General features: G+C 65.6%; 23 protein-coding genes. 9 read left to right on the top strand and 14 right to left on the bottom strand.

Features of this window, described 5'->3' with window-relative positions; translation table 11 throughout:
- The 5 genes from ACWKWX_RS04085 (at position 1) to fdhA (ending at position 6,256) form a co-directional block, all read left to right on the top strand.
- Positions 1-297 (top strand): sarcosine oxidase subunit delta, encoded by a 297-nt coding sequence (locus tag ACWKWX_RS04085; RefSeq protein ID WP_027980273.1) that lies wholly within the window; start codon positions 1-3, stop codon positions 295-297.
- A complete protein-coding gene (locus ACWKWX_RS04090) occupies positions 294-3,311 on the top strand; it encodes a sarcosine oxidase subunit alpha (protein ID WP_483827076.1) in 3,018 nt (1,005 codons plus the stop codon). Before ACWKWX_RS04085 ends, ACWKWX_RS04090 begins: the two co-directional genes overlap by 4 nt.
- Before the next feature lie 60 nt (positions 3,312-3,371).
- Positions 3,372-4,004 carry a sarcosine oxidase subunit gamma gene (locus ACWKWX_RS04095; RefSeq protein ID WP_416427240.1) on the top strand — a complete coding sequence of 211 codons (633 nt, stop codon included), beginning with the start codon at positions 3,372-3,374 and terminating at the stop codon, positions 4,002-4,004.
- 86 nt (positions 4,005-4,090) lie between these two features.
- The gene (gene purU / locus ACWKWX_RS04100; RefSeq protein ID WP_416427239.1) at positions 4,091-4,948 is read left to right on the top strand and encodes a formyltetrahydrofolate deformylase; all 858 of its coding nucleotides are present in this window, start codon (positions 4,091-4,093) and stop codon (positions 4,946-4,948) included.
- Positions 4,949-5,056: 108 nt separating this feature from the next.
- Entirely contained in the window at positions 5,057-6,256 is a 1,200-nt protein-coding gene (fdhA, locus tag ACWKWX_RS04105; protein ID WP_027980277.1) for a formaldehyde dehydrogenase, glutathione-independent, read from the top strand.
- A gap of 82 nt (positions 6,257-6,338) precedes the next feature.
- Here fdhA and ACWKWX_RS04110 read toward each other — a convergent pair whose 3' ends face one another.
- Together ACWKWX_RS04110 and ACWKWX_RS04115 are read right to left on the bottom strand one after the other, a co-directional pair.
- Positions 6,339-7,013 (bottom strand): anti-sigma factor, encoded by a 675-nt coding sequence (locus ACWKWX_RS04110; RefSeq protein ID WP_476299757.1) that lies wholly within the window; start codon positions 7,011-7,013, stop codon positions 6,339-6,341.
- The gene (locus ACWKWX_RS04115; RefSeq protein ID WP_416427482.1) at positions 7,010-7,552 is read right to left on the bottom strand and encodes a sigma-70 family RNA polymerase sigma factor; all 543 of its coding nucleotides are present in this window, start codon (positions 7,550-7,552) and stop codon (positions 7,010-7,012) included. Before ACWKWX_RS04115 ends, ACWKWX_RS04110 begins: the two co-directional genes overlap by 4 nt.
- Before the next feature lie 194 nt (positions 7,553-7,746).
- On the opposite strand from ACWKWX_RS04115, the gene ACWKWX_RS04120 reads away from it, so the two are divergent.
- Entirely contained in the window at positions 7,747-8,289 is a 543-nt protein-coding gene (locus ACWKWX_RS04120; protein WP_416427237.1) for a DUF2780 domain-containing protein, read from the top strand.
- Between the two features lie 87 nt (positions 8,290-8,376).
- On the opposite strand, the gene ACWKWX_RS04125 is transcribed toward ACWKWX_RS04120, so the two are convergent.
- A complete protein-coding gene (locus ACWKWX_RS04125; RefSeq protein ID WP_483827077.1) occupies positions 8,377-9,267 on the bottom strand; it encodes a 1-acylglycerol-3-phosphate O-acyltransferase, YihG family in 891 nt (296 codons plus the stop codon).
- Between the two features lie 148 nt (positions 9,268-9,415).
- Here ACWKWX_RS04125 and rloA2 point away from each other — a divergent pair, with 148 nt between their 5' ends.
- Positions 9,416-9,919, top strand: a complete 504-nt coding sequence (gene rloA2 / locus ACWKWX_RS04130; protein WP_473004711.1) for a retropepsin-like aspartic peptidase RloA2 — start codon at positions 9,416-9,418, stop codon at positions 9,917-9,919.
- A 12-nt stretch (positions 9,920-9,931) separates the two neighbouring features.
- Here rloA2 and ACWKWX_RS04135 read toward each other — a convergent pair whose 3' ends face one another.
- The 8 genes from ACWKWX_RS04135 to ACWKWX_RS04170 all read right to left on the bottom strand — a co-directional run bounded on the left by ACWKWX_RS04135 (position 9,932) and on the right by ACWKWX_RS04170 (position 18,764).
- Positions 9,932-10,558, bottom strand: coding sequence for a glutathione S-transferase family protein (locus ACWKWX_RS04135; RefSeq protein ID WP_416427234.1), 627 nt, complete (start codon positions 10,556-10,558; stop codon positions 9,932-9,934).
- 39 nt (positions 10,559-10,597) lie between these two features.
- Positions 10,598-10,771: a hypothetical protein gene (locus ACWKWX_RS04140; RefSeq protein WP_416427233.1), complete on the bottom strand. Its 174-nt coding sequence runs from the start codon at positions 10,769-10,771 to the stop codon at positions 10,598-10,600.
- The gene (locus ACWKWX_RS04145; RefSeq protein WP_483827078.1) at positions 10,768-11,868 is read right to left on the bottom strand and encodes a PepSY-associated TM helix domain-containing protein; all 1,101 of its coding nucleotides are present in this window, start codon (positions 11,866-11,868) and stop codon (positions 10,768-10,770) included. Before ACWKWX_RS04145 ends, ACWKWX_RS04140 begins: the two co-directional genes overlap by 4 nt.
- A 62-nt stretch (positions 11,869-11,930) precedes the next feature.
- Positions 11,931-14,366, bottom strand: coding sequence for a TonB-dependent siderophore receptor (locus tag ACWKWX_RS04150; RefSeq protein WP_483827079.1), 2,436 nt, complete (start codon positions 14,364-14,366; stop codon positions 11,931-11,933).
- Between the two features lie 89 nt (positions 14,367-14,455).
- Entirely contained in the window at positions 14,456-15,436 is a 981-nt protein-coding gene (locus ACWKWX_RS04155) for a FecR domain-containing protein (protein WP_483827080.1), read from the bottom strand.
- Positions 15,433-15,951 carry an RNA polymerase sigma factor gene (locus tag ACWKWX_RS04160; RefSeq protein WP_416427229.1) on the bottom strand — a complete coding sequence of 173 codons (519 nt, stop codon included), beginning with the start codon at positions 15,949-15,951 and terminating at the stop codon, positions 15,433-15,435. The genes ACWKWX_RS04155 and ACWKWX_RS04160 overlap by 4 nt, the downstream gene beginning before the upstream one ends.
- Before the next feature lie 171 nt (positions 15,952-16,122).
- On the bottom strand, positions 16,123-16,830 hold the full coding sequence (locus ACWKWX_RS04165; RefSeq protein WP_473004708.1) for a 3'-5' exonuclease: 708 nt from the start codon (positions 16,828-16,830) through the stop codon (positions 16,123-16,125).
- Complete coding sequence (locus ACWKWX_RS04170) at positions 16,827-18,764, bottom strand: putative nucleotidyltransferase substrate binding domain-containing protein (protein ID WP_483827115.1); 1,938 nt, start codon at positions 18,762-18,764, stop codon at positions 16,827-16,829. Before ACWKWX_RS04170 ends, ACWKWX_RS04165 begins: the two co-directional genes overlap by 4 nt.
- Positions 18,765-18,979: 215 nt before the next feature.
- On the opposite strand from ACWKWX_RS04170, the gene ACWKWX_RS04175 reads away from it, so the two are divergent.
- Entirely contained in the window at positions 18,980-19,423 is a 444-nt protein-coding gene (locus ACWKWX_RS04175) for a response regulator (RefSeq protein WP_416427226.1), read from the top strand.
- A 125-nt stretch (positions 19,424-19,548) separates the two neighbouring features.
- Here the strand turns inward: ACWKWX_RS04175 and ACWKWX_RS04180 are convergent, their stop codons facing one another.
- The gene (locus ACWKWX_RS04180) at positions 19,549-21,726 is read right to left on the bottom strand and encodes a malate synthase G (RefSeq protein WP_483827081.1); all 2,178 of its coding nucleotides are present in this window, start codon (positions 21,724-21,726) and stop codon (positions 19,549-19,551) included.
- A 408-nt stretch (positions 21,727-22,134) separates the two neighbouring features.
- Between ACWKWX_RS04180 and ACWKWX_RS04185 the strand changes: the two genes are divergently transcribed.
- Positions 22,135-22,653, top strand: a complete 519-nt coding sequence (locus tag ACWKWX_RS04185; RefSeq protein WP_416427224.1) for a glycine cleavage system transcriptional repressor — start codon at positions 22,135-22,137, stop codon at positions 22,651-22,653.
- A 213-nt stretch (positions 22,654-22,866) separates the two neighbouring features.
- Here ACWKWX_RS04185 and rarD read toward each other — a convergent pair whose 3' ends face one another.
- Both rarD and ACWKWX_RS04195 read right to left on the bottom strand, forming a co-directional pair.
- Positions 22,867-23,754 (bottom strand): EamA family transporter RarD, encoded by an 888-nt coding sequence (gene rarD / locus ACWKWX_RS04190; protein ID WP_416427223.1) that lies wholly within the window; start codon positions 23,752-23,754, stop codon positions 22,867-22,869.
- 52 nt (positions 23,755-23,806) lie between these two features.
- Complete coding sequence (locus ACWKWX_RS04195; protein WP_473004705.1) at positions 23,807-24,781, bottom strand: serine/threonine protein kinase; 975 nt, start codon at positions 24,779-24,781, stop codon at positions 23,807-23,809.
- Positions 24,782-24,831 lie beyond the last annotated feature (50 nt).

Here is a 24,831-nt window from a genome sequence, read left to right on the forward strand (position 1 = left end):
ATGTTGCATATCTTCTGTCCTCATTGCGGCGAACTGCGCTCCGAAGAAGAGTTCCACAGCTCCGGCCAGGCCCACATCCCGCGCCCGCTGGACCCCGGCGCCTGCACCGACGAACAGTGGGGGGACTACATGTTCTTCCGCGACAACCCCCGTGGCCTGCACCACGAACTGTGGATTCACGCGGCCGGCTGCCGCCAGTACTTCAACGCCACCCGCGACACGGTGACGTACGAGATTCTCGAAACCTATCCGATCGGCACCAAGCCCCAGTTCACGGCCGCGGGAGATAAAGCATGAGCCAGGTCAATCGCCTGTCCAGCGGCGGTCGCATCGATCGCAGCAAGAAAATTACCTTCACCTTCAACGGCCAGAGCTACACCGGCTATGAAGGCGACACCCTGGCCGCTGCCTTGCTGGCCAACGGCGTCGACATCGTCGGCCGCAGCTTCAAGTACTCGCGCCCTCGCGGCATCATCGCCGCCGGTACCGAAGAGCCGAACGCCATCCTGCAGATCGGCGCCACCGAAGCCACCCAGATCCCCAACGTGCGTGCCACCCAGCAGGCGCTGTACCAGGGCCTGGTGGCCACCAGCACCAACGGCTGGCCGAACGTCAACAACGACATGATGGGCATCCTCGGCAAGGTCGGCGGCAAGCTGATGCCGCCGGGCTTCTACTACAAGACCTTCATGTACCCGCAGTCCTTCTGGATGACCTACGAGAAGTACATCCGCAAGGCCGCCGGCCTGGGCCGCTCGCCGACCGAGAACGACCCGGACACCTACGACAACTTCAACCAGCACTGCGACGTGCTGATCGTCGGCGCCGGCCCTGCTGGCCTGGCCGCTGCCCTGGCAGCCGCGCGCAGCGGTGCCCGCGTTATCCTCGCCGATGAACAGGAAGAGTTCGGCGGCAGCCTGCTCGACACCCGCGAAAGCCTGGACGGCAAGCCCGCCGCCGAGTGGGTGGTGCAGGTGGTCAATGAGCTCAAGGGCCTGGCCAACGTCACCCTGCTGCCGCGTGCCACCGTCAACGGCTACCACGACCACAACTTCCTGACCATTCACGAACGCCTCACCGACCACCTGGGCGACCGCGCGCCGATCGGCCAGGTGCGCCAGCGCATCCACCGTGTGCGCGCCAAGCGCGTGGTGCTGGCCGCCGGCGCCCATGAGCGTCCGCTGGTGTACGGCAACAACGACGTGCCGGGCAACATGCTGGCCGGCGCCATCTCGACCTACGTGCGCCGCTACGGCGTGGCACCGGGCAAGAAGCTGGTGCTGTCCACCAACAACGACTACGCCTACCGCGTGGCCCTGGACTGGTTCGACGCCGGCCTGCAAGTGGTGGCCGTGGCTGATGCCCGCCACAACCCGCGTGGCGCCCTGGTGGAAGAAGCGCGTGCCAAGGGCATTCGCATCCTCACCTCCAGCGCCGTGATCGAGTCGCGCGGCAGCAAGCACGTGACCGCTGCCCGCGTTGCCGCCATCGACGTCAAAGGCCACAAAGTCACCAGCCCCGGCGAATGGCTGGAGTGCGACCTGATCGGCAGCTCCGGCGGCTACAGCCCGGTGGTGCACCTGGCCTCGCACCTGGGCGGCAAGCCGGTGTGGCGTGAAGATATCCTCGCCTTCGTGCCCGGCGATGCTCCGCAGAAACGCGTGTGCGTGGGCGGCATCAATGGCGTGTTCAACCTGGCCGACGCGCTGTCGGACGGTTTCGAAGGCGGCGCACGCGCTGCTGCCGAGGCCGGCTTCAAGATTGTCGAAGGCACCGTGCCGAAGGCCTTGAACCGTCAGGAAGAACCGACCGTGGCGCTGTTCCAGGTGCCCCACGACAAGCCGACTGCCCGGGCGCCGAAGCAATTCGTCGACCAGCAGAACGACGTCACCGCCGCCGCCATCGAACTGGCGACCCGCGAAGGCTTCGAGTCGGTGGAACACGTGAAGCGCTACACCGCGCTGGGCTTCGGCACCGACCAGGGCAAGCTGGGCAACATCAACGGCCTGGCCATTGCGGCCCGCAGCCGTGGCATCTCGATCACCGAGATGGGCACCACCATGTTCCGCCCCAACTACACGCCGATCACCTTCGGTGCCATTGCCGGGCGTCACTGCGGCCACCTGTTCGAACCGGTGCGCTTCACTGCCCTGCATGCCTGGCACGTGAAGAATGGCGCGGAATTCGAAGACGTCGGCCAGTGGAAGCGCCCGTGGTACTTCCCGCAACGCGGCGAAAACATGCACTCCGCCGTGGCCCGCGAATGCAAGGCCGTGCGTGACAGCGTGGGCCTGCTGGACGCCTCCACCCTGGGCAAGATCGACATCCAGGGCCCGGACGCCCGCGAGTTCCTCAACCGCATCTACACCAACGCCTGGACCAAACTGGACGTGGGCAAGGCCCGCTACGGCCTGATGTGCAAGGAAGACGGCATGGTGTTCGACGACGGGGTTACCGCCTGCCTCGCCGACAACCACTTCCTGATGACCACCACCACCGGCGGCGCCGCCCGCGTGCTGCAGTGGCTGGAGATCTACCAGCAGACCGAATGGCCGGACCTGAAGGTGTACTTCACCTCGGTCACCGACCACTGGGCCACCCTGACCCTGTCGGGGCCCAACAGCCGCAAGCTGCTGAGCCACGTCACCGACATCGACCTGGACAAGGACGCCTTCCCGTTCATGACCTGGAAGGAAGGCAAGGTCGGCGGCGTGCCGGCGCGGGTGTTCCGTATCTCGTTCACCGGCGAGCTGTCGTACGAAGTCAACATCCAGGCCGACTACGCCATGGGCGTGCTGGAACAGATCGTCGAGGCCGGCAAGCAGTACAACCTGACCCCGTACGGCACCGAGACCATGCACGTGCTGCGCGCCGAGAAGGGCTTCATCATCGTTGGCCAGGACACCGACGGCTCCATGACCCCGGACGACCTGAACATGGGCTGGTGCGTAGGCCGCACCAAGCCGTTCTCGTGGATCGGCTGGCGTGGCATGAACCGCGAAGACTGCGTGCGCGACCAACGCAAGCAGCTGGTGGGCCTGCGCCCCGTGGACCCGAACAAGGTGCTGCCCGAAGGCGCCCAGCTGGTGTTCGACACCAAGCAGGCCATCCCCATGAGCATGGTCGGTCACGTGACCTCCAGCTACATGAGCTCCACCATGGGCCATTCGTTTGCCCTGGCGGTGGTCAAGGGCGGCCTCAAGCGCATGGGCGAAAAGGTCTACGCCCCGCTGGTGGACGGCAGCTTCGTGGAAGCTGAAATCTGCAGCTCGGTGTTCTTCGACCCTAAAGGCGAGCAGCAGAACGTTTGATCAAGGCTGCGGCCGCCGATGGCGGCCGCAGATTGCCACTGATTTTTGACAGGTGTCCCCATGACCACAGTCAACGTATACGAACAACGCCCTGCCTCGGGTGCCAAGGTCGAGTCGCCGCTGCATCACGCCGGCCTCGACAAGCTGGTGGGCAAGGGCCGCAAGAACGCCGGCGTGAAGCTGCGCGACAAGAAACTGCTGGGCCACCTGACCCTGCGTGGCAACGGCCACGACCAGGCTTTCGCCGGTGGCGTGTTCAAGGCCCTGGGCCTGGAGCTGCCAGGTGCCCTGGCCATGGTTGCCAGCGGCGACACTTCGCTGCAATGGCTGGGCCCGGATGAATGGCTGCTGGTGGTGCCGGCTGGCGAAGAAGTGGCCACCGAGAACCGCCTGCGTGAAGCGCTGGATGGCCAGCACATCGCCGTGGTCAACGTCAGCGGCGGCCAGAGCCTGCTGGAGCTCAGCGGCCCCAAGGTGCGTGAAGTGCTGATGAAGTCCACCAGCTATGACGTGCACCCCGACAACTTTCCGGTGGGCAAGGCCGTGGGCACGGTGTTCGCCAAGTCGCAGCTGGTAATCCGCCGCCCCAGCGAAGACGTCTGGGAGCTGGTGGTGCGCCGCAGCTTCTCGGACTACTGGTGGCTTTGGCTGCAGGATGCGTCGGCCGAGTATGGCCTTGAGATTGTTGGCTGAGGCCTGACGCGGCCTGCGGCCGCTGCTACACCCCGTATCAGCGGCCGCAGGCCGCGTCCGCAGTCCCCCCGATTTGGAGCCCTACCATGAGCCGCGCCCCCGATACCTGGATTCTCACCGCCGACTGCCCCAGCGTGCTCGGCACGGTGGACGCGGTGACCCGCTACCTGTTCGAACAGGGCTGCTACGTCACCGAACACCATTCGTTCGACGATCGCCTGTCGGCACGCTTCTTCATCCGCGTCGAATTCCGCCAGCCCGACGGCTTCGACGAGCAGGGCTTCCGCGCCGGCCTGGCCGAGCGCGGTGCCTCCTTCGGCATGGTCTTCGAACTGACCCCGCCGCAGTACCGGCCCAAAGTGGTGATCATGGTCTCCAAGGCCGACCACTGCCTGAACGACCTGCTGTACCGCCAGCGCATTGGCCAGCTGCCCATGGACGTGGTGGCGGTGGTGTCCAACCATCCGGATCTGGAACCTTTGGCGCGCTGGCACGAAATTCCCTACTACCATTTCCCCCTGGACCCGAACGACAAGCCCGCGCAGGAGCGAAAGGTGCTCAAGGTCATCGAACAGAAGGGCGCGGAACTGGTGATTCTCGCCCGCTACATGCAGGTGCTGTCGCCCGAACTGTGCCGCCGCCTGGATGGCTGGGCCATCAACATCCACCATTCGCTGCTGCCCGGTTTCAAGGGCGCCAAGCCGTACCACCAGGCCTACAACAAGGGCGTGAAGCTGGTCGGCGCCACGGCACACTACATCAACAATGACCTCGACGAAGGGCCGATCATCGCCCAGGGCGTCGAAGTCGTGGACCACAGCCACTATGCCGAGGACCTGATTGCCAAGGGCCGCGACATCGAGTGCCTGACCCTGGCACGGGCAGTGGGCTATCACATCGAGCGGCGGGTGTTCCTCAACGCCAACCGCACAGTCGTCTTGTAAAGGAGCAATAACCCCGTAGCAGCTGCCGAAGGCTGCGTCCGGCCATGACGCAGCCTTCGGCAGCTGCTACGGCAACCGATCCAATAAATACAACAATGAGGTGAAAGCATGTCTGGTAATCGCGGTGTGGTGTATCTCGGTGGCGGCAAGGTCGAGGTGCAAACAATTCCCTTCCCGAAAATGCAGGATCCACGGGGCAAACGCATTGAACATGGCGTTATCCTGCGGGTTGTCTCCACTAATATCTGCGGCTCCGACCAGCACATGGTGCGCGGCCGCACCACTGCCCAGGTCGGCCTGGTACTGGGCCACGAAATCACCGGCGAAGTACTGGAAGTGGGCAAGGACGTCGAGAACCTCAAGGTCGGCGACCTGGTCTCGGTGCCGTTCAACGTGGCCTGCGGCCGCTGCCGCTCGTGCAAGGAACAACACACCGGCGTCTGCCTGACCGTGAACCCGGCCCGCGCCGGTGGCGCCTACGGCTACGTCGACATGGGCGACTGGGTGGGCGGCCAGGCCGAATACGTGCTGGTGCCCTACGCCGACTTCAACCTGCTGAAACTGGGCGACCGCGACCGGGCCATGGAGAAGATCCGTGACCTGACCTGCCTGTCCGACATCCTGCCGACCGGCTACCACGGCGCCGTCACTGCCGGCGTTGGCCCGGGCAGCACCGTCTACGTCGCCGGTGCCGGTCCAGTCGGCCTGGCGGCTGCGGCTTCGGCACGCCTGCTGGGCGCCGCGGTGGTCATCGTCGGCGACGTCAATCCGGTGCGCCTGGCCCACGCCAAGGCCCAGGGCTTCGAGATCGCCGACCTGTCCAAGGACACCCCGCTGCACGAACAGATCGCCGACCTGCTGGGCGAACCGGAAGTGGACTGCGCGGTGGATGCGGTAGGCTTCGAAGCTCGCGGCCACGGCCATGCCGGCGCCCAGCACGAGGCGCCGGCTACCGTGCTGAACTCGTTGATGGGCGTGGTGCGCGTGGCTGGCAAGATCGGCATCCCCGGCCTGTACGTGACTGAAGACCCGGGCGCCGTGGACGCAGCCGCTAAGATGGGCAGCCTGAGCATTCGCTTCGGCCTGGGCTGGGCCAAGTCCCACAGCTTCCACACCGGCCAGACCCCGGTGATGAAGTACAACCGCCAGCTGATGCAGGCGATCATGTGGGACCGCATCAACATCGCCGAAGTGGTGGGCGTGCAGGTCATCACCCTGGACCAGGCGCCCGAAGGCTACGGCGAGTTCGATGCCGGCGTGCCGAAGAAATTCGTCATCGACCCGCACAAACTCTTCAGCGCTGCCTGACTGCACTTGATATAAACCTGTGGGAGCTGGCTTGCCAGCGAGCTTTTAAAAAGCTCGCTGGCAAGCCAGCTCCCACAGACGTTTAAAGGGTAACCACCTGACCGTGGTAGAGCACCGGGCCCGTCGGCTGCCCGGTCGGTGAGCCACCCTCCGGTTCCAGGCTGATGGCCAGCGCGATCGGCTCGCCCAGCAGCTTGCGCTGGCTTTCATCGAGCATGATCCGGCCCTTGCCACCCACCGGCATCAGCCCCAGCGACACCGGCTTGCCGTTGGCGGGAATGGCCCACAGCTCCATGCTGCGGTTCGCTGGCGCGCTGGGCAGTTCCACCGGCTCCACCTGCAGGTATTGCGCGTAGGCCTGGATTTTCACAGCTGGCCGGTTCTCGACGCTCACCAGCGTCGCACTGTAGTGCGCTTCATCGCCGGTGTAGAGCATGCCGATGCCGATGGCCAGCACCACGGCAGCCGCCAGGGCCACCGCCCGCAACCAACCGCGCACCCGCAACGGCGGCGGCACATGCAGCTGCTGCGGCTCGATGCGCGCCACGATGCGCTCCCACACCCGCGCCGGCACCGGTTCCTCGGCCACCGGGGCGGTCAAGGTCACCAGGGTTTCCTGCCAGCCGGCCAATTCCGCCTGCAAGTCGCGGTCATCCGCCAGCAGGCGTTCGAAGCGCCGCCGCGCGGCAGGCGCCATCAGGCCGATCGCGTAGTCGGCCGCCAGCGCGCGGCGCAGGGCAGGGTGCTGGTAGTTCATGCTTCAAGGCACCTGCGCAGGCGTTCCATGCCGCGCCGTATCCACGACTTCACCGAGCCCAGGGGCGCCGACAGCTGCAGCGCCAGGTCGGCGTTGGACAGGCCATGGAAATATGCGGTGAGGATGGACTGCCGCTGCATGCCCTCCAGGTCTTCCAGGCAACGGTTCAGCGCCGCGGCTTCACGGGCCTGGTTCAATTGTTCGTGGGCAGAGGGCGCGTCATCGCTCAGCGCCTCCAGCTGTTGTTCGTCCAGGGGCACTTCATGGCGCCGGCGCAGCAGGTCGATGGCCAGGTGGCGGGTGATGTTCACCATCCAGGTCATGGGCGCCGCCAGCCGGGCGTCGTAGCGCGAAGCGTTGTTCCAGATACGCACGAAGCTCTCCTGCACCACTTCCTCGGCCAGTTCGCGGCGGCCCACGCAGCGCAGCGCCACGCCGTGGAGGCGGGCGCTGCTGGTGCGGTACAGGGTCTCGAAGGCGCGGCGGTTGCCCTTGGCGCAATCGGCCAGCAGCTGGCTGAGCAGTTCAGTGTCGATGATGCGGTCTCCGCTGGGTGGCCGTCTGAGCCTAGCCCACCTTGCGCCGCGTTGCCTGATATACGCAGGGGAAGCGTGACCGGATGCGATTTGTACGAAATTATTTCGCCTTTGGAACACTATCGGCCAAACCGAGTCAAAACCAGGCTTTCGTGGCCGCCCAGGCGCGCCGCGACCATTGTTTCGAGGGGAATCAAATGAACACCATGCGCGCCATCACCTTCGCCACCCTGACCGCCCTGGCGGCCAGCCCGGCCTTCGCCTTCAACCTCAACGATGCGGTGAACGCGGCGTCCAGCATCCAGAACGGCAAGCAGGGCAGCAGCGCGCCCCAGGCCGCCGGGCTGCTGAACAACGTCGGCACCCAGCTCAACGTTACCCCCGAGCAGGCCGTGGGCGGCACCGGCGCCATGCTGGGCCTGGCCAAGAACAAGCTCAGCAGCTCCGACTATTCGGAACTGGCCAAGCAGGTGCCGGGCATCGACAAGCTGGCTGGCGCCAACGCGGTGAGCGGCCTGGGCGGCCTGCTGGGGCAGTCGGGCACTGACAAGGGCGCGTTGGACAGCGCCCTGGGCAACGTGAAGAACACCAGCGACCTGAACAACGCGTTCGGCAAGCTGGGCATGGACAGCAGCATGGTCGGCCAGTTTGCCCCGGTGATCCTGCAGTACCTGGGCCAACAGGGCGTGGGCGGCACGCTGCTCAAGAGCCTGGGCGGCATCTGGGGCGTGGGCGGTTAAACCGGGCCGAGTCCATCGCGACCAAGGTCGGCTCCTACGCGGTCATGTGTAGGAGCCGACCTTGGTCGCGATGGGGCCGGGGAGGTTCTACTGGCTCAACTCCAGGCGCAACGCGTCGATGCGCGCGTCCTTGTCCGCCCACAAGCGGTTTACCCAATCCTGCACGGTCTGGCGGAAGGCCGGGTCGTTCTCGTAGTCGCCGGCCAGCAGCGCCGGGTCGATCTGGCGGGCACGGATGTCGACGATCACCTGCTTCACATCCCCGCACAGCAGGTTCCAGAAGCCTGGAATCCTGCCTTGCGGGTACACCACGGTGACGTCCAGCATGCGTTCGAGCTGGGTGCCCATGGCGGCCAGCACGAAGGCCACGCCGCCGGCCTTGGGCTTGAGCAGGTTGCGGTAGGGCGAGGCCTGCTGGCTGCGCTTGGCTTCAGTGAAGCGGGTGCCTTCCAGGTAGTTGACCACGGTCACCGGCTGGCGCTTGAACAGCTCGCAGGCGGCCTTGGTGATTTCCAGGTCCTTGCCCTTGAGGTGCGGGTGCTTGTCCAGGAACGCCTTGCTGTAGCGCTTCATGAAGGGGTAGTCCAGCGCCCACCAGGCCAGGCCCAGGAACGGCACCCAGATCAGTTCTTTCTTGAGGAAGAATTTGAAGAACGGCGTGCGCCGGTTCAGCGCCTGGATCAGCGCGGGGATGTCGACCCACGACTGGTGGTTGCTGACCACCAGGTACGAGGTGTCGCCGCGCAGGGCTTCGGCGCCGCGAATGTCCCAGCGGGTGCCGATGCACAGGCGGAAGATCAGCTTGATGATTTCGGCCCAGGTCTCGGCGAACCACATCACCGCCTTGGAGGCCAGGTCACGGGAACGGCCGGGGGCGATCAGCTTGAGCAGGGCGCAGAGCATGAGGGGGCCGATCAACACGAGGGTATTGAGCAGACACAGCAGCGTGGTGAAGCTGCCGACGAGCAGGCGACGCATAAAACGACTCTTGGAGTAATTGTGGCCGGCAATGATAAAGACGCCGGGGCATAACACCAAATCAACCTTGCCGAATGGTAATGGACATTTGTTTCACGATTTTTTGGGTATGCTGCGCGCAGCCCATCCGCCCTTGAGGAACCCGCCGGTGAAATCCGTAATCGCATTGCTGTCGCTGTTGGCCCTGCCGGTCATGGCCGCCGAGCCGACCCTGTACGGGCGCTATGAAAACATCAAGCTGCCGGAGATTGGCGGCGCCACGTTCAAGGCCAAGATGGACACCGGCGCGCTGACCGCATCGCTGTCGGCCCGTGATATCCAGCTGTTCCAGCGCGACGGCGAGGACTGGGTGCGCTTCCGCCTGGCCACCCGCGACGCCGACGGCAAGGTGTACGAACACAAGGTGGCGCGTATCAGCCGAATCAAGAGCCGTGCCGACGAGGAAGAGGACGGCGAGGCCACCGAAGTGGCCAAGCGCCCGGTCGTGGACCTGGAAATGTGCCTGGGCGACACCAAGCGCACCATCGAGGTCAACCTGGTTGACCGCAGCAGCTTCAACTACCCGCTGCTGATTGGCGCCAAGGCCCTGCGCGAGTTCGGCGCGGCGGTGAACCCGGCCCGCCGTTACACCGCGGGTGAGCCTGGTTGCTGACCGCGTCAGGGCTCACGCCGGTGGCCGGGTCAACTGCATCGACGCGCGCTGGCTGACCTGGGCATACCAGGCCGCCAGCGCCGGAAACTCGGCACGCCATTCCAGCTGCGGCTGACGGAAGTCCAGGTAGCCCAGCGCGCACGCCGCGCCGATACCGGCAACATCGAAGCCTTCTGCCAGCTCGCCCGCCACCGCCTCGAAATACGCCAGGCTGCGGTGGATCTTCTCGGCCTGGTTGCCCAACCACACATCCCAGTGCTTGGCCTCGGGGCGCAGGGCGGTCTCGTAGCGGATCAGCACTGCCGCATCCATCAGCGCATCGGCCAGCGAGGCCAGGGTCAGGCGCCGCCAGCGCGCCGGGCCGTCGCGCGGTATCAACGGCGTGCCGCTGTGCTGGTGGTCGAGGTAATCGAGGATCACCCGGCTGTCATGCACCACGCTGCCGTCAGCCAGGCGCAGGGCGGGGATCTTGCCCGCCGGGTTTTCCTGGTTCAGCTCGGCCACCGGGTTAACCGGCGTAAGCAGGCAGGCCTGGATCTGCACCTGGGCGAACTGGCCGGTCTCGTGGAGCATCACCGCGACCTTGCGGCCGAACGGCGATGCGGGGTTGGAATACAGGGTGATAGGCGGGGTGGACATCGGAAACCCTCTTCTTGTCGAGCCGCCATCTTACCCACGTTACCGGCGCAAGGCATGCACGCCGATCACCGCCGGCAGGCCCAGGCCGATCCACGACAGCACGTCCCAGGCGCCGTCCCCCAGCAACGCCGCGAACAGCCCGGCGCCACCCAGCACGGCGATCAGCAGCGGCATGCCCCAGGTCGCCCAGAACCGCGACGGCCGGCGGCTCATGCTTTCACCTTGCGGCGTACCCACCACAGGTAAAGGCCGCTGCCCAGCACCACGATGGTCAGCACGTCCAGCACTGCCCAGAGGATCTGCATCGGCCGGCCGCCATAGTCGCCGTAATGCAGCGGCTGCGACAGGCCCAGGGCGTTCATGTACCAGGGCCGCTCGCCCACGGCAGTGACGGCCAGGGTGCTGGCGTCGATCAGCACCGGGGTGAGCAGGTGCGAGGTCAGGTGCGTGGCGCCCTTCATGAACACTGCGTAGTGGTGGGTGCTGGAGAACAGCGTGCCGGGGAAGGCGATGAAATCGGCTTGCATGCCCGGCGCCGCGGCTTCGGCAATGGCCAGCAGGCGCGAGGCGGGGGCCAGTTGGGTCAGCGGCGGGGCGTCGTGATAGGGCGCGACCATGGCACTCAGCGTGTCGCTGCGCCAGGCGGCGATCAGCAGGTCGGCGCAGGCGTTGACCACGCCGGTCACGCCTACCACCAGCGCCCAGGTCAGGGTGACGATGCCGATCAGGTTGTGCAGGTCCAGCCAGCGCACCCGGCGCGAGCGTTCGCGGCGCACGCTGGCAAACTTCAGGCGGCCCATGAACGGCGCATACAGCACTACCCCGGAGACTATCGCCAGCACGAACAGCAGGCCCATGAACGCCAGCAGCAGCTTGCCCGGCAGCCCGGCGTACATGTCCACGTGCAGGCGCAGCATGACCATCATGAAGCCGCCATTGGCCGCCGGGGTTTCCACCACCTCGCCGGTGCGGGTGTCGAGGCTGAAGGTGTGCGACGAATTGGGCTCGGTGCCGGGCGTGGCCGCGGTGATGGCGAACATGCCTTCGGGATGGTCTTCGTCCCAGCCGAAGTACTGCACCACCTCGCCAGGGCGGTGGGCCAGAGCCGCCTCGACCAGTTGTTGCAGGTCGAGCTTGGGCGTGTCCGCCGGCAGCTCGCGGTAATGCGGGGCGTCGCCGAGCAGGGCTTCCATCTCGTGATGGAACACCAGCGGCAGGCCGGTGATGGCCAGCAGCAACAGAAACAGCGTGCAGATGAGGCTGGACCAGGTGTGCACGAAGGACCAGCGACGAATTGTTTTACTTTTCATTTCACAGGCGTCCGAAAAGACAAAGCCGCCCCGGGGGGCGGCTTGTGTGGTGCGTCAGGCCATTACCACTTGTAGGTGGCGCTGGCGACCACGCTGCGCTGGTCGCCGTAGTAGCAATAGTAACTGTCGCAGGTGCTGATGTAGTCCTTGTTGAACACGTTCTTGGCGGTCAGGCCCAGGGACGCGCCCTTCAGCGAGCCCGACAGCACGCCCAGGTCGTAGTGGGCAGAAGCGTCGAACACGGTGTAGGCGTCGGCCTTGCCCAGCCAGGTGTTGGCCTGGTCGCCGTAGGTGTTGCCGGTGTAGCGCGCGCCGCCGCCGATGCCGAAGCCTTCGAGCAGGCCCTGGTGCCAGGTGTAGTCGGCCCACAGCGAAGCGGTCTGGTTAGGCATCAGCTGCAGGCGGTTACCCTTGTAGTCGCCTTTCTGCACTTCGGACTTGGCCAGGGTGTAGGCGGCGATCAGCTTGAGGTTGTCGGTCAGGTCGGATACGGCTTCCAGTTCCAGGCCTTTGACCTTCACCTCGCCGGTCTGGCTGGTGATGGCAGTGCCGGTGGAGCTGTCGGTGACCGCGACGTTTTTCTGCGTCAGGTCATACACAGCGGCGGTCAGCAAGGTCTTGCTGCCTGGCGGCTGGTACTTGATGCCCAGCTCCCACTGCTTGCCCTGGGTTGGCTTGAACGAGCTGACGGCGGTCATGTCGGCGCCCATGGTCGGCTGGAACGACTCCGCGTACGACAGGTAGGGCACCACGCCGGAATCGAACACGTAGCTGACGGCCGAGTTCAGGCTGAAGTTGCTGTCACGCTCGGTGTTGGTGGCATTGCCCTGGTTGTGGAACTTGGTGCCGGTGTGCACCCAGTCCTCGCGGCCGCCCAGGGTGAAGCGCCATTTGTCCAGGGCCATCTGGTCCTGCACATACAGGCCGGTCTGGGTGGTCTTCTGGTCGTAGTCGTAATAGGCAGTGGAGCGGGCAGGGCGCACCGTTGGCGTGGTGGTGACCGGGTCGTTTACGTTGATCGAGGACGCTGTGCCAAAGATGGACAGGTAGTTGGTGTTGATGCGTTGCAGGTCGGTACCGATCAGTACGGTATGGCTGATGTCGCCGGTGGCAAAGTCAGCCTGGAAGTTGCTGTCCATGGCGAACTGGCTGATGTCTTCGTCGACGTTGGTGCTGCTGCGACCCACGTTGCCGTTGTTGTCCACCACCATGCCGTAGGCCGGCAGGTAACTGTTGACCGTGACCGTCTGGAACGCCAGGTCCGACTTGGTATAGCGCAGGTTTTGGTGGAACTGCCAAACATCGTTGAAACGATGTTCAAAGGCGTAGCCGAGCGCGTAGTACGTGCGGTCGTAGTAGTCGTAGTCCGGGTCGCCCAGGTCTTTGTGATGAGAGATGTCGCCGAACGGCATCTTGATCTTGGTGCCCTGGATCGGCAGGAACTGGCTGGTGGTGCCGGTATCGTCACGGGTGAACTGGCTGAGGAAGGTCAGCTTGGTGTCCGGGTCGATGTTCCAGGTCAGGCTGGGGGCGATGTTGTAGCGCTTGTTGTCGACGTGGTCGATTTCGGTGCCGCTGTCGCGGATTACGCCGCTGACGCCGTAGAGGAACTTGCCTTCGTCGTCGATCTTGCCGGTGCTGGCGAAGTCGATCTGGCGCCAGTTGTCGCTGCCGTACTGCAGCGAGATCTCATGGCTGGTCTCTTCGCTGGGGCGGCGGCTTACCATGTCCAGCAGGCCGCCGGGTGGAGTCTGGCCATACAGCGACGAAGCCGGGCCGCGCAGCAGCGACAGGCGGTCCAGGTCCCAGGTTTCCATTTTCGGGTTGGCGTAGGTGCCCTTCGGCAGCGGCAACCCATCCAGGAACTGGGTCGGCTCGAAGCCGCGCACGCGTAGCCAGTCGTATCGAGTGTCACTGCCGTAGCTGGCCGAGACGATGCCGGGCATGTATTTCACGGCGTCTTCCAGGGTCTGCACGCCGCGGTCTTCCATCTGCTGGCGGGTGGCCACGGAAATCGAGCGCGGTGCTTCCACCAGTGCGGTGTCGGTCTTGGTCCCTGCCGCAGTGCGGGTGGCCAGGTAGCCGGTGGCCGGGCCCCAGGCGCTTTCGGAGTCGCTGGCCGCGTTCACGTTGGTGTCAGGCAGCGCCAGTGTCCCTTCTGGGGCTGCGATCAACGTAAAAGTGCCAGCGCTGGTCTGCACCAGTTGCAGGCCGGTCCCGGCCAGGGCCTGGCGCAGCGCGCCGGCGGCATCGAATTGCCCGTTCACTGGCGCGCTGGTCTTGCCCGCCACCAGCCCCGGCTCGATGGCCAGCACCAGGCCGGCACCGCTGGCGATCTGGTTCAGCGTGCTGGCCAGCGGCGCGGCTGGCAGGTTGTAGCTGCGCAGCTGGCTGGCCTGCTCGGCGGCTTGCAGCGCGGTGCTGCTCAGCGGCACGGCGAGGGCAATGGCGACGGCCATGAGGCTGGGTCGCAGCAGGGAGGGGAACGGGCGGGACATGGGGCACTCCTGACAGGGAATATTTCTCAATTGCCTCTGTGCCGGACGAAATCGCAAAAGTGATAGGGCTGATCGAAAATAATTTAGATTTAGATCTTCGGCGGCGTCTCAGGCCGCGCTTCCAGGCTGACCCACCAGCGGGTGTGCTGCTGGATCTGGATCGGCAGGGTTGGCAGCAGGGCGCGCAGGGCCAGGTCGGTGTCGTTCAGCGGGAAGCTGCCGGTAATGCGCAGGTCGGCCACGTTGGGGCTCACTTCCAGGAAGCCTGGGCGGTAGCGCGACAGTTCGTGGGCCAGGTCGCCCAGGCGCGCGTTGTCCACCACCAGCATGCCGCGCGTCCAGGCATCGGCGCCGGGCCGCAGGGCTACGGCTTCACCGAGCGCATCGCGCTGCACCAGCATCTGCTGGCCTTCGTGCAGGACCATTTCGCCGGGCAGTTCCTGGGCATGCACGGCCACGGCGGACTTCAGCACCCCCAGGCGCGTGCCCTGGTCTTCGCGGCGCACCAGGAAGCGCGTGCCCAGGGCGCGCAGGCGGCCGTCGCGGGTTTCGACGATGAAGGGCCGCTGCTCGCCGGCCGGGTGGCCGGTCTGCACCAGGATCTCGCCTTCGCGCAGCACGATCAGGCGCTGCTGCTGGTCGAAACGCACGTCGATGGCGCTGTGGGTGTTGAGCTCCACCTGGGTGCCGTCGGCCAGGGTCAGGGTGCGCTGCTCGCCGGTGGCGGTGCGCGCGTCGGCCAGCCAGTAGCCCAGCGGCAGCCATTGCTTGAGGCCGAAGGTGCCCAGGCCCAGCACCAGCACCACGCTGGCCAGGCCACTGCCCAGCTTGCGCACGCGCTGGCGGGCGCTGCCGGCGCTGCTGAGCAGGGCCTTGCGGCCCGCAGCCGGGGCCACGCGCAGGCGCTGGTCGAGCATGCCCAGCTGCTGCCAGGCCCGGGCGTGTTCCTCGTCGGCGGCGTGCCAGCGGGCGAACTCGGCCTGCTGCGCCGGGTTGCCGGGTTCCAGCGACAGCTGCCACTGGATGGCCGCGTCCAGCACACGCGCCGAGACCGGGCCGGTGCGGCTCATGTTGGCTCCCCGTACAAGGCGATGTAGCACTGGCGAATGCCCTGGGCCAGGTACTGGCGTACCCGCGGCACCGACACGCCCAGGCGTTCGGCGATTTCGGCGTGGCCCAGGCCCTCCAGGCGGTTGAGCAGGAAGGCGGTGCGCGCCTTACTCGACAGTTTGGCGAGCATCTGGTCGATGGCCTGCAGGTCTTCGAGGATCAGCTGTTGCTGTTCGGGGGAGGGCTGTTCGGCTTCGGGCACCAGCGCCAGCTCGGCCAGGTAGGCCTGCTCCAGCGCGGCACGCCGGAAGTGGTCGAACAGCAGGCCCTTGGCGATGGCCGCCAGGAACGCCCGTGGCTCACGTGGCGCGCTGAGCTGCTCGCGGCCCAGCAGGCGCACGAAGGTGTCCTGGCTGAGGTCTTCGGCGCGCTGGCTGCAGGCGATATTGCGTCGCAGCCAGGCCAACAGCCAACCACGGTGGTCGCGATAAAGCGCACCGACCAGCTCACCATGAGGGCTATGGGCTGACGACAAGACGTTCCCCGAATGCAAGTGTTCAAACTAACGAGAATTATTCGCGATTGTGTCAGGGATGATGTCGTTGTGCAATTGGCGTTCGTCGGTAGGTATGTGTGGGAGCTGGCTTGCCAGCGAGCTCTTGGTGCCGCTGAAAAGCTCGCTGGCAAGCCAGCTCCCACAGGTGTCCTACAGGCCAGGCATGGCCTGGCGCCGGCGCCATTGGGCCAGGCGCCCCATCAGCAGCGCCGGGCTGTCCAGGCCCAGGCGCCGGGCCTGGCTGAGCAGGATCAGCACCAGTTGCGCGGTGACGAAGGCGTCGGCGCTGGCGTTGTGGCGCTCGTCCACCTGCAGGCCGAACTGGGCGATCCAGTCGTCCAGCGAGGCTTCGCGCAGCACGGTCTGGGGGTTGAGCAGCGGCGCCAGTTCGGCGACGTCGATGAAGCTGTGCTGCAGCTTGTAGCCCAGGGTGTCCTTGAGCGCGCGGCCGAGCATGCGTTGGTCGAACGGGGCGTGGAAGGCCAGCACCGGGCTGTCGCCGACGAAGTCCATGAAGTCCAGCAGGCCATCGGCAGGGGCGCAGCCGGCGGCGATGGCGTCGGGGCCGAGGCCGTGCAGCAGCACGCTGGGCCCGGGCTTGTGGCCGGGGCGCTGCAAGGTGCATTCGAACTGCTGGGACAGGTCGATGGCGCCGTCCTCGATCACCACCGCGCCGATGGACAGCAGCAGGTCGCGGTTGACGTTGAGCCCGGTGGTCTCCAGGTCCAGCACCACCCAGCGTTGCTGGCGCAGGCTGCAATCACCCAATACAGCGGGGGCGCTCAAGCGCTGCAGCGCCAGCTGCTGCGCCGGGTTGAGGCTGGGCGCGGCCGGGCGCAGCCAGGCAAACAGGCTCATAGCTGGTACCTCAGCGCCAGGCTGGCCTGCAGGCGCTGGGCCTGGCGCAGGGATTCGCGCAGGATGCGCCGGTCGAGGTCGTTGAGGCTGTCAGGGTCGATGCGGTTGGACCAGGCCTGGTTGTCGCGGGTCTGGCGCTGGTGCTGCTGCATGCGCGTCTGCTGGATGAAGTGGTAGGCCTCTTCGTAGGCAGCGCCGTCGAGCTTGTCGATGACTTCCCGGGCCACCAGCTGGCGCAGGCGCTGCAGGGTGTTGGTGGCTTCGATGTTGTTGGCCAGGGCTAGTAGCCGCGCGCCGTCGACGAAGGGGTTCAGGCCCTGGGCCTTGAGGTCCAGGGTGCCGGCTTTGTCGCTGCCCTTGCGGCTGAGTACGAATTCGCGGAAGCGCCCCACCGGCGGGCGCTGGCGCAGGGCGTTCTCGGCCAGCATGCGCTGGAACAGGCGGTTGTCGCCCACCTGATCAAGGACCTGGCGGCGCAGTTGCGCGCAGCCCTGTTCATCACCCCACACCACGCGCAGGTCGAAATAGATGCTGGAGCCCAGCAGGTTCTCTGGCGTGGCCTCGCGCACGAAGGCGGCGAAGCGCCGCGCCCATTCGCTGCGCGACAGGCACAGCTCGGGGTTGCCGGCCATGATGTTGCCCTGGCACAGGGCGAAGCCGCACTGCGCCAGGTTGAGGTTGACCTGGTGGGCGATGGGCAGCAGCTTGCCGCGGATTTCGGCGGCGTGGGCCGCATCGCGGGCCTCGAACAGGATGCCGTTGTCCTGGTCGGTGAACAGCGTCTGCTCCTGGCGGCCTTCGCTGCCGAAGCACAGCCAGCTGAACGGCACGCCGGGGTCGCCCTTGTCCTGTAGCACCAGTTCGATCACCCGGCACACGGTGTGGTCGTTGAGCAGGGTGATGATCTGGGTGATCTGCGTGGACGAGGCGCCGTGGGCGAGCATGCGTTCCACCAGCTGGCTGATGTCGCCGCGCAGGCTCACCAGTTGCTCCAGCCGCCCGGCGTTGCGGATGGTGCGCGCCAGGTGCACCAGGTCCACGCGCTGCAGGGAGAACAGGTCGCGCTCGCTGACCACGCCGCACAGGCGGCCGTCACGCACCAGGCACACGTGGGCGATGTGCCGCTCGGTCATGGCCATGGCGGCGTCGAACGCGCTGGCATCGGGGCTCAGGTAAAAGGGCGCGGCGATCATGTGCCGGGCGATGGGCTGGGTGAAGTCGGCATCGACGTCGGCCACCACCTGGCGCAGGTCGCGCAGGGTGAAAATGCCCTGTGGATAACGGCGCTCGTCGACGATGACGATGCTGCCCACCTGTTGTTCGTGCATCAGCGCCACGGCCTGGCGCAGCGGGGTCTGGGCGTCGCAGGTCACCGGGTGACGCATGGCCAGCTCGCCCAGGCGGGTGTTGAGCGAATACTGCGTGCCCAGGGTTTCCGCGGCGCGGCGTTGCACCTGCAGGTTGAACTGGTCGAGCAGGCTGCTGACCCCGCGCAGGGCGAAGTCGCGAAACGGCGCCGACAGGGCGAACAGCTTGATGAACGCCGCCTTGGGCAGCTGCAGGCAGAAGGTGTCCTGGGCCGCCAGGTGCTCGGTGCGGGTGGCCCGCTCGCCCAGCAGGGCCGCCAGGGGGAAGCACTCGCCGGTGGCGATTTCGAAGGTGGTCTCGGTGCCGCGTTTCGAGGTGTGCGGGCGTTCGCCCACCACTTGCCCCTGCTTGACGATGTAGAAGTGTTCCACCGGCCCGTCGGCGGGCTTGATGATGCTCTCGCCGGCGGCGTAGAAACGTAGCTGGCACTGCTCCACCAGGTAGGCCAGGTGGGCCTGGTCCAGCTGGTTGAAAGGCGCGTAGCGCTGCAGGAATTGCAGGGTTCCCTGAATGTTCTGCTGCACTGCTGTCCTGCCCGCGAGGGCATAGGCGTCCGGTTTACTCATGTCCATGACCGCATTGTTCTTATCGTTCAACATGGTCGGCCTGATGGGCTGGGGATCCCATTGGACGTAAGTCTAAAAAAAATGCTTCAACTGCGCGGGTTTCCTCGACATCATGCTGATCTTCACGTGACGACCCGACGAAGTGCACAGGTAATGCCACTCGTCTGCGGTCTCAACCAGGTGACGCACCTGGTTTTCCCTATGATGAGAGGCATATGTCCGATCACGATATTTTGAGCGATGCCGAGCGCGAGGCGCTGAGTGCTGTGATGCAGGTGCCGGATTTGCCGCCGCAGCAGGCTTTGATCGTCGACGATGACCAGGTTTCGCGAGAGCTGCTGGCCGAGATCCTTGGCCTGCAGGGCATTGCCTGCCTGACCGCGGGCAGCGCCACCGAAGCGTTGCAATTGCTCGCCTCGAACAAGGCCATCGGCCTGCTGGTCACCGACCTGCGCATGTCGCCCCATACCGGCCTGGACCTGATCCGCAAGGTGCGCGAATCCGATCGCGCGGCGATGCCGATCATCATCATGTCGGGGGATGCGGGGGTGAAGGATGCGATTGCGGCCATGCACTTGAGCGTGGTGGATTTCCTGCTCAAGCCTATTGATACCCAGCATCTGGTGGCGTTGGCGAAAAAGGAACTGGGGCTGGAGTAAAACCGTAGCCGCTGCCGGAGGCTGCGCTGGCCGGTTTGTACGCTGGAGGTTTCCAGTGAGGCGCAGGGCCAGCGCAGCCTGCGGCAGCGGCTACAGTGTAGCGCTGCCGTCAGGCGGGTTTCGGCTTACAGCCCGTTGCGGGCCTTGAACTCGCGGCGTTTGCGGTGCAGCACTGGCTCGGTGTAGCCGTTCGGTTGCTTGGCACCTTCAATCACCAACTCCACCGCCGCCTGGAAGGCGATGTTGCTGTCGAAGTCCGGGGCCAGCGGGCGGTACAGCGGGTCGTTGGCGTTCTGGCGGTCAACCACCGGTGCCATGCGCTTCAGGCTTTCGAGGATCTGCGCTTCGCTGGCAATGCCATGGCGCAGCCAGTTGGCCAGCAGCTGGCTGGAGATGCGCAGGGTGGCGCGGTCTTCCATCAGGCCCACGTCATGGATGTCCGGCACCTTCGAGCAACCCACGCCCTGGTCGATCCAGCGCACCACGTAGCCGAGGATGCCCTGGCTGTTGTTGTCCAGCTCGTTCTGAATTTCCTCGGCCGACCAGTTGGTGTTCTGCGCCAACGGGATGGTGAGGATGTCGTCCACCGATGCCGGGGTGCGCTTGGCCAGTTCGGCCTGGCGGGCGAACACGTCGACCTTGTGGTAGTGCAGCGCGTGCAGCGCGGCGGCGGTCGGCGACGGCACCCAGGCGGTGTTGGCACCGGCCAGCGGGTGGGCGATCTTCTGTTCGAGCATGGCGGCCATCAGGTCAGGCATGGCCCACATGCCCTTGCCGATCTGCGCGCGGCCTTGCAGGCCGGTCTTCAGGCCGATGTCGACGTTGGAGTTCTCGTAGGCACCGATCCATTTTTCCGCCTTCATGGCAGCCTTGCGCACTACCGCGCCGGCTTCCATGGAGGTGTGGATCTCGTCGCCGGTGCGGTCCAGGAAGCCGGTGTTGATAAACACCACGCGTTCGCTGGCAGCCTTGATACAGGCCTTGAGGTTCACCGTGGTACGGCGTTCCTCGTCCATGATGCCGACCTTGAGGGTGTTGCGCGCCAGGCCCAGCACCTCTTCGATGCGGCCGAACAGCTCGTTGGTGAACGCGGCTTCTTCAGGGCCGTGCATCTTCGGCTTGACGATGTATACCGAACCGGTGCGGCTGTTCTTGCGGGTGCTGCTGCCGTTGAGGCTGTGGATCGCGCCCAGGCTGGTGACCAGGCCATCGAGAATGCCTTCCGGCACCTCATTGCCCTGGGCGTCGAGGATGGCGTCGATGGTCATCAGGTGACCGACGTTGCGCACGAACAGCAGCGAGCGACCGTGCAGCTTCACCTCGCCGCCGTTGGGGGCGGTGTAGTGGCGGTCCGGGTTCATGGTGCGGGTGAAGGTGCTGCCGCCCTTGGACACTTCCTCGGCCAGGTCGCCCTTCATCAGGCCCAGCCAGTTGCGGTAGATCACCACCTTGTCGTCGGCGTCCACGGCCGCGACGGAGTCTTCGCAGTCCATGATGGTGGTCAGGGCCGCTTCCATCAGCAGGTCCTTGACGCCAGCGGCGTCGGTCTGGCCGATGGGGCTCTGGGCGTCGATCTGGATCTCGAAGTGCAGGCCGTTGTTCTTCAGCAGTACGGCGGTCGGGGCGCTGGCATCGCCCTGGTAGCCGACCAGCTGGGCGTCGTCGCGCAGGCCGCTGTTGCTGCCGCCCTTGAGGCTGACCACCAGCTTGCCGTCGACGACCTTGTAGCCGGTGGAGTCCACGTGGGAGCCGGCGGCCAGGGGCGTGGCTTCATCGAGGAAGGCGCGGGCGAAGGCGATGACCTTGTCGCCACGAACCTTGTTGTAACCCTTGCCTTTCTCGGCGCCGCCTTCCTCGCTGATGGCGTCGGTGCCGTACAGCGCGTCGTACAGCGAGCCCCAGCGGGCGTTGGAGGCGTTGAGGGCAAAGCGGGCGTTCATCACCGGCACCACCAGTTGCGGGCCGGCCATGTGGGCAATTTCTTCGTCGACGTTTTGCGTCGAGGCCTGGAAGTCCGCCGCTTCTGGCAGCAGATAACCGATTTCCTGCAGGAAGGCCTTGTAAGCCGCAGCGTCATGAGCCTGGCCCTGGCGTGCCTGGTGCCAGCCGTCGATACGGGCTTGCAGGTCGTCACGTTTGGCCAGTAGCGCTTTGTTCTTCGGAGCGAGGTCGTTGATGATCTTTTCCGCCCCGACCCAGAATTGCTCGGCCGCAAGGCCGGTTCCGGGAATGGCTTCGTTGTTCACGAAGTCGAACAGGACTTTGGCGACCTGAAGGCCACCGACTTGAACGTGTTCAGTCATTGCTTGCCTCACTCTGCTCAGCTATTCAGCTCTTGTATTAAAGCCTGTAGCGCTTCTCTAAATACGCTGCCAGAACGTGCCCTGACGGGCGGCTGGGCAGACCCTCAAGCGCGTGCCAGAGGCTTCACGTATTTTCACAGGCGCCTTCGGCAGACATCGATTGTCATTATGTAGTCCGCGCTGCGGCATACTACATGATGATTTGCGGTTGTGAAAATCAGACTAAATACGTCGATCCGCGACCGTTTTTGGACTACCGGTCACACTGCGAATCGTATGTTCTCAAAACTTTGGCCAATTGTTCCAGATAAATCTAAAAACAGTACACAGCTTTTCGTCTGAGCTGCTACCCGCGCGTCGCCCGTGCCCTTGCCTATACTCAACCGACTACAACGAGAGGGTGCCAGCGTGGAGCACTTAGTATTGACGGTTTTTGCCCCGGACAAGCCCGGGCAGGTCGAACGGATAGCCCAATGCGTTGCGGACCACAACGGCAACTGGCTGGAAAGCCGCATGTCGCGCCTGGCCGGGCAGTTCGCCGGGATCCTGCGGGTGGCGGTGCCGGCTGAAAGCCATGAAGAGCTGCTGGCAGCGCTGCAGGCGCTGGCGGCCAAGGGCATCCGCGTACTGATCGCCGAGACCGGTATCGAGCAGAGCTGCACCTGGAAGCCCATCGCCATGGAACTGGTGGGCAACGACCGCCCCGGCATCGTTCGTGACATCACCCACCTGCTCGCCGAGCAGGGCGTCAACGTCGAGCGGCTGGTGACCGACGTGCGCCCGGCGCCCATGAGCAGCGAGCCGCTGTTTCACGCCGAAGCGGTGCTGGGCCTGCCGCTGACCCTGGCGGTGGAGCAGTTGCAGCAGCGGCTCGAAGCCCTGGCCGATGATTTGATGGTGGAGCTGGTGCTGCGCACCGAGCCGTGAAAGTTGTTCATGTTTATCTTGCACCTGCCTGTGGATAAGCTGGGGGAACACCGCGCAGACGCACGCGGGCCGGGCTTCCTGGCTGTATGAGCAAAAAATGAGCAATTTCAGGGGCTTGTGCACAAACGGCGGGGATCGTGCTGTGGATAACCTTGGGGTAATCCGTTGCAGGCCATGAGAACCGTGGCCTGCAGAGGTTTGAGCGTTTTTTGATCAGGCTTTGCGACGCAGATTCACCACCGCATCGATGCTGTACAGGATCAGGCCGGCCCAGATGAAACCGAAAGCGACCAGCGCGTTGGCGCCCAGCGGTTCATGGTATTTGAACACCGCCAGCAACAGCACCAGGGTCGGTGCCAGGTATTGCAGGAAGCCCAGGGTGGTGTAGGGCAGATGGCGCGCGGCGGCGTTGAAGCTGACCAGCGGCACCAGGGTGATCGGCCCGGCGGCCAGCAGCCAGAGGCCGTCGGTGGTCAACCAGAAGTCTGGCTGGGCGCTGGGTACGCCGGGGTTGAACGCCAGCCAGCCGAGTGCCAGGGGCACCAGCAGCCAGGTTTCCACCACCAGGCCTGGCAGCGCGGCCACTGGCGCCTGCTTGCGGATCAGGCCATAGAAGCCGAAGCTCAGTGCCAGCGCCAGCGACACCCAGGGCAGGCTGCCCACCAGCCACACCTGCTGCGCCACGCCCACCGCGGCCAGGCCCACGGCCAGCCACTGCAGGCGCCGCAGCCGCTCGCCCAGCAACAGCATGCCCAGCACCACGTTCACCAGCGGGTTGATGTAGTAGCCCAGGCTGGCCTCCACCATGCGCCCGTTGTTCACTGCCCACACGTAGATCAGCCAGTTAGCCGCGATCAGCGCGCCACTGCCGGCCAGGATGGCCAGGCGGCGTGGGTTGTCGCGCAGCTCGCGCCACCAGCCGGGGTGCTTCCAGGCGGCCAGCAGCAGGGAGCCGAACAGCGCCGACCAGAGCACGCGGCTGACAATGATTTCCAGGGCGGGGACGCTCTCGATCGCCTTGAAGTAGAGCGGGAACAGTCCCCAGCAGGTGTAGGCGGTCAGGCCCAGCAGGTACCCGCGGCGCGGGTTGGCGGCTTGCATGTAGCGTCCTTGTTGTTCCAGGCAGTGGTCACGGTGTTGCTGATTATTGGTTTCAGAACAGTTTCAGCGGCTCTTCGTTGAGCGCCGCCAGTTGCTCGCGCAGGGCCAGCACCTGGTCGCCCCAATAGCGTTCGGTGCCGAACCAGGGGAAGCTGCGCGGGAACGCCGGGTCATCCCAGCGGCGCGCCAGCCAGGCACTGTAGTGCATCAGGCGCAGGGCGCGCAGCGGCTCGATCAGCGCCAGTTCGCGCGGGTCGAAGTCGTGGAATTCGCTGTAGCCGTCCATCAGTTCCGACAGCTGGCCCAGGCATTCCTGGCGGTCGCCGGCCAGCATCATCCACAGGTCCTGCACGGCAGGGCCCATGCGGCAGTCGTCGAGGTCGACGATGTGGAACATCTCGTCGCGGCACATCATGTTGCCGGGGTGGCAGTCGCCGTGCATGCGGATGTTCTGGTGCGGGGTGTCGCGGTAGATCTGCTCGACGCGCTTGAGCAGGTCGCGGGCCACCGACTCGTAAGCGGGCAGCAGGCTGCGCGGTACGAAGTTGCCTTCCAGCAGGGTGTCCAGCGAGTCCTGGCCGAAGTTCTTCACCCCCAGCGCCTCGCGGTGCTCGAACGGCCGGGTGGCGCCCACGGCATGCAGGCGGCCCAGCAGTTGGCCCAGGCGGTACAGCTGGTCGAGGTTGCCGGGCTCGGGCGCGCGGCCGCCACGGCGGGGGAACAGGGTGAAGCGGAAGCCCTGGTGTTCGAACAGGGTCTTGCCTTCGTGGATCATCGGCGCCACCACCGGCACTTCGCAGTCGGCCAGTTCGGCGGTGAAGCTGTGTTCTTCGAGAATGGCGGCGTCGGTCCAGCGGTCCGGGCGGTAGAACTTGGCGATCAGCGGCTGGCCGTCCTCGATGCCCACCTGGTACACACGGTTCTCGTAGCTGTTGAGCGCCAGCACGCGGGCGTCGCTGAGGAAGCCGATGCTTTCGACGGCATCGAGCACCAGGTCGGGGGTGAGGGTTTCAAACGGGTGGGACATGCTGACTCCTGCGTGCGGCAGGTGGCCGCGTCCGGCAGGCTATCGTACCA

This window comes from Pseudomonas imperatae (genome assembly GCF_057128625.1).

Excerpts from the sequence above, each read along its gene's own strand:
- ACWKWX_RS04145 (WP_483827078.1), bottom strand. The coding sequence starts at position 11,868 with ATGAAAAGTAAAACAATTCGTCGCTGGTCCTTCGTGCACACCTGGTCC.
- ACWKWX_RS04140 (WP_416427233.1), bottom strand. The coding sequence starts at position 10,771 with ATGAGCCGCCGGCCGTCGCGGTTCTGGGCGACCTGGGGCATGCCGCTG.
- ACWKWX_RS04110 (WP_476299757.1), bottom strand. The coding sequence starts at position 7,013 with ATGAACTACCAGCACCCTGCCCTGCGCCGCGCGCTGGCGGCCGACTAC.
- ACWKWX_RS04165 (WP_473004708.1), bottom strand. The coding sequence starts at position 16,830 with ATGAGCCTGTTTGCCTGGCTGCGCCCGGCCGCGCCCAGCCTCAACCCG.
- ACWKWX_RS04155 (WP_483827080.1), bottom strand. The coding sequence starts at position 15,436 with ATGAGCCGCACCGGCCCGGTCTCGGCGCGTGTGCTGGACGCGGCCATC.
- ACWKWX_RS04135 (WP_416427234.1), bottom strand. The coding sequence starts at position 10,558 with ATGTCCACCCCGCCTATCACCCTGTATTCCAACCCCGCATCGCCGTTC.
- fdhA (WP_027980277.1), top strand. The coding sequence starts at position 5,057 with ATGTCTGGTAATCGCGGTGTGGTGTATCTCGGTGGCGGCAAGGTCGAG.
- ACWKWX_RS04085 (WP_027980273.1), top strand. The coding sequence starts at position 1 with ATGTTGCATATCTTCTGTCCTCATTGCGGCGAACTGCGCTCCGAAGAA.
- ACWKWX_RS04195 (WP_473004705.1), bottom strand. The coding sequence starts at position 24,781 with ATGTCCCACCCGTTTGAAACCCTCACCCCCGACCTGGTGCTCGATGCC.
- ACWKWX_RS04170 (WP_483827115.1), bottom strand. The coding sequence starts at position 18,764 with ATGAGTAAACCGGACGCCTATGCCCTCGCGGGCAGGACAGCAGTGCAG.
- ACWKWX_RS04090 (WP_483827076.1), top strand. The coding sequence starts at position 294 with ATGAGCCAGGTCAATCGCCTGTCCAGCGGCGGTCGCATCGATCGCAGC.
- ACWKWX_RS04150 (WP_483827079.1), bottom strand. The coding sequence starts at position 14,366 with ATGTCCCGCCCGTTCCCCTCCCTGCTGCGACCCAGCCTCATGGCCGTC.
- ACWKWX_RS04180 (WP_483827081.1), bottom strand. The coding sequence starts at position 21,726 with ATGACTGAACACGTTCAAGTCGGTGGCCTTCAGGTCGCCAAAGTCCTG.
- ACWKWX_RS04125 (WP_483827077.1), bottom strand. The coding sequence starts at position 9,267 with ATGCGTCGCCTGCTCGTCGGCAGCTTCACCACGCTGCTGTGTCTGCTC.
- rarD (WP_416427223.1), bottom strand. The coding sequence starts at position 23,754 with ATGCAAGCCGCCAACCCGCGCCGCGGGTACCTGCTGGGCCTGACCGCC.
- ACWKWX_RS04095 (WP_416427240.1), top strand. The coding sequence starts at position 3,372 with ATGACCACAGTCAACGTATACGAACAACGCCCTGCCTCGGGTGCCAAG.
- purU (WP_416427239.1), top strand. The coding sequence starts at position 4,091 with ATGAGCCGCGCCCCCGATACCTGGATTCTCACCGCCGACTGCCCCAGC.
- ACWKWX_RS04175 (WP_416427226.1), top strand. The coding sequence starts at position 18,980 with ATGTCCGATCACGATATTTTGAGCGATGCCGAGCGCGAGGCGCTGAGT.
- ACWKWX_RS04120 (WP_416427237.1), top strand. The coding sequence starts at position 7,747 with ATGAACACCATGCGCGCCATCACCTTCGCCACCCTGACCGCCCTGGCG.